The 6,694-nt window shown below is 72.0% G+C and carries 7 protein-coding genes and 1 pseudogene; all 8 read right to left on the reverse strand.

Annotated elements, in window-relative coordinates:
• Positions 1 to 606 (reverse strand): annotated as a pseudogene (locus ACTIR_RS27195) (hypothetical protein); the annotation flags it as partial.
• A gap of 90 nt (positions 607 to 696) precedes the next feature.
• A complete protein-coding gene (gene wag31, locus ACTIR_RS0112610) occupies positions 697 to 1,635 on the reverse strand; it encodes a DivIVA-like cell division protein Wag31 (RefSeq protein WP_007026016.1) in 939 nt (312 codons plus the stop codon).
• 50 nt (positions 1,636 to 1,685) lie between these two features.
• Positions 1,686 to 1,970 carry a YggT family protein gene (locus ACTIR_RS0112615; protein WP_007026017.1) on the reverse strand — a complete coding sequence of 95 codons (285 nt, stop codon included), beginning with the start codon at positions 1,968 to 1,970 and terminating at the stop codon, positions 1,686 to 1,688.
• Between the two features lie 32 nt (positions 1,971 to 2,002).
• Positions 2,003 to 2,620, reverse strand: a complete 618-nt coding sequence (locus tag ACTIR_RS0112620) for a cell division protein SepF (protein WP_026454561.1) — start codon at positions 2,618 to 2,620, stop codon at positions 2,003 to 2,005.
• Positions 2,621 to 2,794: 174 nt separating this feature from the next.
• Positions 2,795 to 3,532: a YggS family pyridoxal phosphate-dependent enzyme gene (locus tag ACTIR_RS0112625; protein WP_411431328.1), complete on the reverse strand. Its 738-nt coding sequence runs from the start codon at positions 3,530 to 3,532 to the stop codon at positions 2,795 to 2,797.
• Between the two features lie 2 nt (positions 3,533 to 3,534).
• The gene (pgeF, locus tag ACTIR_RS0112630; RefSeq protein ID WP_052583861.1) at positions 3,535 to 4,254 is read right to left on the reverse strand and encodes a peptidoglycan editing factor PgeF; all 720 of its coding nucleotides are present in this window, start codon (positions 4,252 to 4,254) and stop codon (positions 3,535 to 3,537) included.
• 80 nt (positions 4,255 to 4,334) lie between these two features.
• A complete protein-coding gene (gene ftsZ / locus ACTIR_RS0112635; RefSeq protein ID WP_026454564.1) occupies positions 4,335 to 5,777 on the reverse strand; it encodes a cell division protein FtsZ in 1,443 nt (480 codons plus the stop codon).
• A gap of 213 nt (positions 5,778 to 5,990) precedes the next feature.
• Positions 5,991 to 6,694 (reverse strand): cell division protein FtsQ/DivIB (locus ACTIR_RS0112640; protein ID WP_233345898.1); only part of this gene is annotated, 704 nt, incomplete at its 5' end.

Here is a 6,694-nt window from a genome sequence, read left to right on the forward strand (position 1 = left end):
GGCCGCGGTCGGGGACGCGCTCCGCTCCCCGGCCTCCGATCCCGCGGACCCCTCCGTCGCGGCCGTCGTCCCCGTCCGGTCGGCGGCACCCGTGTCGGAGTCGGTGGCCCCGGTCGGGACCGCCTCGTCGGTGGCGTCCGTCTCCGCCGTCCCGGTCGTGCCCGCCGAATCCGGGTCCGGTGCCGACGCCGGGCTCGTCCGCGCCTGCTCGGCTTCTTCCGCCTTGTCGCCTGTCTCCGCGTTGTCGCGTGTCTCCGCCGTGTCGGTCGTCTCCGCCGTGTCGGTCGTCTCAGCCGTGTCGGCGGAATCCGCGGTGTCGGCCGTGTCAGCCGTGTCCGCGCTGTCGGTCTCTGCCGGGTCGGCGGTCTCCGTCGCCTCGACGGTCTCCGCCGGTTCGGATCCGCCGGTGGTGCCGTCCGTCCCGGTCGTGTCGGCGGAGGCGGCGTCCGGGCCGGTACGGCCCCGCCTCCAGTCGACGACCAGTAACAGCCCGGCGACGGCGGACAGTCCGATCGAGATCCAGGCCCAGAGCGATCCGGCCGTGACGAGTGCCGCCACCACCAACCCCAGGGCCGCCAGCACCAGAAGTAGGACGAGGAAAAGCACGGTGAATTACACCACGTCGGTCACGGGACCCGCCCGCCGACCCGCCGACCACGGTGGGGGCGTGTCGGTCCGGTCGGGCGGCGGCACCGTTCAGCCTGCCTCGGCCCGGGGGCCGAACGAGTAGCCCTGACCGCTGCTCCCACCGGTGCCGCCGGTGCTGTGACTGCCGGAACTGTGGTTACCGCTGCTGTGGCTCCCGCTGCTGTGCCCGCCGGAGCTCTCGCCGTTACCGGACTGGTTGCCCGACGAGGCGGAGGCGGGGGCCGCGGAGCCGCGGTCGTCGAGCTCGCGCAGCTGGGACTCCAGGAAGCCACGCAGCCGGGTGCGGTACTCCCGCTCGATCGTGCGCAGCTCCTCGATCTTCTTGTTCAGCGAGCTCTTCTCGGTGTTCAGCTCGTTCATCGTCTCGGTGTACTTGCGCTGCGCCTCGCGATCCATGTTGGTCGCCTTCTCGCGCGCCTGACGCTCCAGCGTCTCCGCCCTCGTCCGGGCGTCGCTGAGCATCGACTCGGCCTTCGTCCGGGCCTCGTTCACCATGGAGTCGGCCTTGGACCGGGCGTCGGAGAGCAGCTGCTCGGACTTCGTCCGCGCCTCGGCGAGCATCCCGTCGGACTCGGTCTTGGCCTCGGCCGTCAGCCGGTCGGCCATCTCCTGTGCGAGCCCGAGCACCTTCGCGGCCTGCACGTTCGGCTCGCCGTTCTCGTTGGTCAGCCCGGTGGCCTGGGTCTGCTCCATCGCGGAGGTCGGCGGCGGGACCGGAGCCAGCCTGCGGGACGGTGCCTCGTCCTGCGCGCCGCCGCCCGTGCCGGCCGAGGACTTCGCGGACTCCAACTCACTACGGGCGGATTCCAACTCGGCATCGAGCTGTTCGACCTGTTGCCGCAGCTCGGTATTGTCCTCGATCAGCCGCGCGAGTTCGGTCTCGACGAGGTCGAGGAACGCGTCCACCTCGTCCTCGTTGTACCCGCGCTTGCCGATCGGAGGTTTGCTGAACGCGACGTTATGCACGTCAGCAGGAGTCAACGACATCAGATCTCACCTCACGCACTCCAGGGCTGCCTTCCGGCCCGGATTCCCCGTTACCCGGGCAGCGCCAGTTGCATCAGTATGAACACAACCAACAGCAGCACCATAATCGATAGGTCCAGTCCCACGCCGCCGATCCGGACGACGGGGATGATGCGCCGCACGAGTCGAACCGGTGGGTCGGTCATTGTGTAGATGGTCTCGAGCACGACCGCAACCCCACCGGTGGGACGCCAGTCACGCGCGAAGGCGCGCACGAGCTCCACCACGATCCGGGCCGTCAGCAACAGCCAGAACGCGAAGAGCAGCCAGAACAGAATCAGCCGGACGGTGAGCACGGCGCCTACTCTGCCACACCCGTGTCCCGCGATCAGTGACGGAGGAACAGACCGCCCTCGGCGATCCGCTTGCGGTCCTCCGCGGTGACGTCCACGTCCGGCGGTGAGAGCAGGAACACCTTGTTGGTGACCTTGTCCATCGACCCGCGCAGGGCGAACGCCAACCCCGCGGCGAAGTCGACGAGCCGTTTGGCGTCGGCGTTCTCCATCTCCGTGAGGTTCATGATGACCGGGGCGCCGTCCCGGTACGCCTCGCCGATCTCCCGCGCCTCACCGTAACTGGTCGGGTGCAGGGTGATGATCCGGCTCAGCGGGTCCCGCGCGGTCTGCCGGGTGTTCTCGGTCGCGGGCCGCAGACGTGCCACCGGCTCCGGCTGCCGGTCCACGGCCAACGATCCGTGAACCGACGGCTCACTGCGGCCGGCGGTCCTGCCCCGGCCGCGGCCCCCCGTGTTCTCCGCCTCCTCGAACTCGTCCATGACGTGGTACCGCGGCCGCGACCGGCGCGGCTTGGCCCCGGAGTACGGGCCCTCCTCGTAGGAGCCGTACCCGCTGTCCGGGTGGTCGCGCCGGTAGTCGTCGTCGAGCTCGTACTCGTCCTCGGCAGGGACCATCCCGAAGTAGGCCTTCAGCTTCTGCAACGCGCTCATGCCTCTCCCTCACCCTCCGCGACGCCACCCGGGGTGTTCTTCCGTCCTCGTTGGGACCGTTCCCGACCGGTCCCGGTTCCCACCGGTGCGGGAGACGGGACCGGCCGACCACACCGCCGACCGGCCGACCACAGCGCCGACCTGCGTGTTCCGGTTCCCGAACGGCCCACTCGGTCAACCGTGCTGGGGCGAGGCTAGACCGCGCCCCCCGAGCAGCGCGGTTCCGACACGCACACACGTCGAGCCGTACCCGATCGCCTGTTCCAGGTCCCCGGTCATCCCCGCGGAGATCTCCGTGGCCCCGGGATGGTCCCTGCGCAGGGCTTCCGCGGCACGGGCCAGCCGTTCGAAGGCCGGTTCCGGGTCGGCACCCAGCGGTGCGACCGCCATCAGCCCCCGCAGGTGGAGAACATCACTCTCCCGGGCTACGGCCTCGGCCAGCCGACCGAGCCCGTCCACCGGACAGCCGCCCCGTGCCGGATCATCGTCGAGACTCGTCTGCAGGAGTACGTCCATCGGCGCGTCCCGCTCGCCCGCGTCCCGCGCCGTCCGTACCGCCCCGGCGAGCGCGTCGACCAGCCGGAGGGAGTCGACCGACTGTACCTCCGCGGCCCACCGGGCCACCGAACGCGCCTTGTTGCGCTGCAGCCTGCCGACCATGTGCCAGCGCACACCGGCCTCCGGGCGCAGGCGGGCGACCTCGCGCGCCTTCGCGGCCGCCTCCTGGTCGCGGTTCTCGGCCAGCCCGGTCACCCCCAGATCGGTGAGCAACGCCGCGTCGGTGGCGGGGAAGGTCTTCGTCACGGCCAGCAGCCGCACCTCGTCCCGCGGACGGCCCGCCGCGCGACAGGCGGCGTCGATCCGCCCGGACACGGCGGTCAACGAGGCGGCGATCTCGTCACGGCGGTCCACCGTCACTCCTCGTACCAGGTCAGTGCGGCGATCCTGCCGGTCCGGCCGGTGCGCCGGTGGCTGAACAGGGTGTGGTCCTCCACCGTGCAGCGGGGGTCCACCCCCACCGCGCCGACACCCAGTTCCCCGAGCTGGTTCCACAGGCCCGACCGCAGGTCCAGCGCGGGCCTGCCCGCGCGGCTGGAACAGGCGCTGCCGGGCAGGTGTGCCTCCACGTCGTCGGCCATCTCGCGCGGGACCTCGTAACACGCGCCGCAGACGGCCGGTCCGAGCAACGCCTCGATCCGCTCGACCCGCGCCCCCTCGGCCGTCATCGCCGCCACCGCGGCGGGCAGGACACCGACGCGGGCACCCACCCGGCCCGCGTGGACGGCGGCGACCACTCCCGCCTCGGCGTCACCGAGCAGGACGGGGACACAGTCCGCGACGAGCACGGCCACCGCGGTGCCCGGACGGGTGGTGACCAGTGCGTCCGTCGCCTCGGCCGGCTCCTCCTCGGTCCCGTCGACCACGGTCACCGTCCGGCCGTGGACCTGTTCCATCCACGCCACCCGACTCAGGTCGAGCTCGTCGGTGAGCCGTCGGCGGTTGGCCGCGACGGCATCCGGGTCGTCGCCGACGTGGTCACCGAGATTGAACGAGTCGAACGGCGGCTTCGACACGCCGCCCGACCTGGTGGTCACGACCCGACGGATCCGCGCGGGACCCGACGCTTCCGACACGGCGCCCACTCCTTCGACTGCCGACCCCTGGCGGGCCACTCCGGTTCCGCCCGCCGAGCCTACCGCGCGGGCGGAATCGCTCAGCGGCGCATGAAGGGGGGCACGTCGACGTCGTCGTCGGTCGGATCGTCGTCGGTGACCGGGAACGCCCGTCCGCTCCAACCGCCCTGGTTCCGCGGCCCGCCGACGGCCCCGGACTGGGCCGACCCGGACGAGGTCCCCGTCGGCCTCGCGGAGGCGGCGCCCTGCCGGCCCCCGCCCTGGTGACCGTCGCCGTGCTGACCACCCTGGTGATCACTCTGCTGACCGCCGCCCCGGTGGCCGCCGCGGTCGTCCCCCTGCGGGGACGGCAGCGAGCCGGACTGCGCACCCTCACCGGTCGCGGACGGCTGCGGCCTGCGCACCGGCGGGGTGGGGTTCGTGGGATCGGTTTCGAGCCCTCCACCCCCGGTCTCGCCCCGACCGGTTCCGACGGGCCCGCCGTCCGATCCGGGGGCCTGCACGCCCGGGGGCGACTCCTCGGCGACGGCGCCCCGTGCGGTGAACGTGCCGGGGTCCAGCTTCTTGTGGGTGGGTGCGCCGGCGTCGAAACCCGCGGCGATCACCGTGACCCGGACCTCGTCGCCGAGCGAGTCGTCGATGATCGTGCCGAAGATGATGTTCGCCTCGGGGTGCGCGGACTCCTGCACCAGCGACGCCGCTTCGTTGATCTCGAAGAGGCCGAGGTCGGACCCGCCCGCGATGGACAGCAACGCGCCGTGCGCCCCGTCCATCGAGGCCTCCAGCAGCGGCGAATTGATCGCTTTCTCCGCGGCCTGCACGGCTCTGCCCTCCCCGCGGGCGGACCCGATCCCCATCAGGGCGCTGCCCGCCCCGGACATCACGCTCTTGACGTCGGCGAAGTCGAGGTTGATCAGGCCGGGGGTGGTGATCAGATCGGTGATGCCCTGGACACCGGAGAGCAGGACCTCGTCGGCGGAGCGGAAGGCGTCCATCAGGGAGACGCCGATGTCGCCGAGCTGCAGCAGCCGGTCGTTGGGGATGACGATGAGCGTGTCGCACTCGTTGCGCAGGGCCTGGATACCGTCCTCGGCCTGCCGGGCGCGGCGCTTGCCCTCGAACGAGAACGGACGGGTGACCACGCCGATCGTCAGTGCGCCGAGCTTGCGCGCGATCTGCCCGACGACCGGGGCGCCCCCCGTGCCGGTGCCGCCTCCCTCACCCGCCGTGACGAAGACCATGTCGGCGCCCTTCAGGACCTCCTCGATCTCCTCACGGTGGTCCTCGGCGGCCTTCTGCCCGACCTCGGGCGAGGCGCCCGCACCGAGTCCGCGCGTCAGTTCGCGCCCGATGTCGAGCTTGACGTCGGCGTCGGACATCAACAGGGCCTGCGCGTCGGTGTTCACCGCGATGAACTCCACGCCTTTCAGGCCGACCTCGATCATGCGGTTCACGGCGTTCACGCCGCCGCCGCCGATACCGACGACCTTGATCACCGCGAGGTAATTGTGCGGGGGCGTCATCGGGGTGCCTTCCTGATCGTGGTGGTGCTCTCGTGCGTCGGCGCCGGATGTCGGCGGGCCGGTCGGCTCCCGCGAACCCTCAACCTCAACTCGAGATTCAGGGTTGTGTCAACTACCGACGTTGCTGGTGGACGGTAAGCATTGAACAGCGTGGAATCCAGCAGCGACCCGGCGTGTCGCCGAGGTGTTTCAGACCACCCGTGCCGTCGGAGGTCAGGACACGGTGGGCAGTTCGGGGCTGGCGACATCGTAGACCGAGCCGTCCCTGGTCAGCAGGACCGACAGCACCCGTGCCTTGATCCGGTTCTGTTCCGCGTCCCCCCACCGCACCGTCGAGCCGTCCCCGAGGTCGAACCGGACGTCCCCGGGGGTGGCGGCCCGGACGGCGGTGACCCGCCCGGACAGCTCCGGCGGCAGGGAGGCCAGCACCGTCGCCGCCGCCCGGCTCGCCGGGTCGTCCGGGGACGGATCCGCGTGCTCGAACCGGGGCAGCCCCGCGGGTGCCTCGTCGACCCGCTTGAACGGCGTCGCCGCGGTGTCGACCAGCGACACCGTGGTCCCGTCCACGTGGTACGCCACGGCCACCCGTTCCCGGACGGTGACGGTGAGGGTCGAGGGCCACGAGCGGGTGACCGCCACCTCGGCGACCTCCGGCAGTGCGGCGACCCGCCCGGCCACCGCGTCCGTGTCCACCCGCAGCATCGGCCGTTCCCGTGGCACGTCCGCCGCGCTGCGGATGTCGGCGGCCACCGCCCCGGACACCCCCACGACCTCGACCGAGCGCACCCCCAGCGTCGGGGTGAACAGCAGGACGTAGCCCAGTCCGACCACGGTCAGCACGCTGAGCACGGCCGCCCGGCGGCGCATCGCGACCTGCTGTCGGGACCGGCCCCGCCCGCGCGCCCCGGTGGCCGTGC

It is taken from the genome of Saccharomonospora iraqiensis subsp. iraqiensis (assembly GCF_000430445.1).
Taxonomy (GTDB): Bacteria; Actinomycetota; Actinomycetes; order Mycobacteriales; family Pseudonocardiaceae; genus Saccharomonospora; species Saccharomonospora iraqiensis.

Coding starts and splice junctions, on each gene's coding strand:
- wag31 (WP_007026016.1), bottom strand. CDS start 1,635: ATGTCGTTGACTCCTGCTGACGTGCATAACGTCGCGTTCAGCAAACCT.
- ACTIR_RS0112620 (WP_026454561.1), bottom strand. CDS start 2,620: ATGAGCGCGTTGCAGAAGCTGAAGGCCTACTTCGGGATGGTCCCTGCC.
- ftsZ (WP_026454564.1), bottom strand. CDS start 5,777: ATGACGCCCCCGCACAATTACCTCGCGGTGATCAAGGTCGTCGGTATC.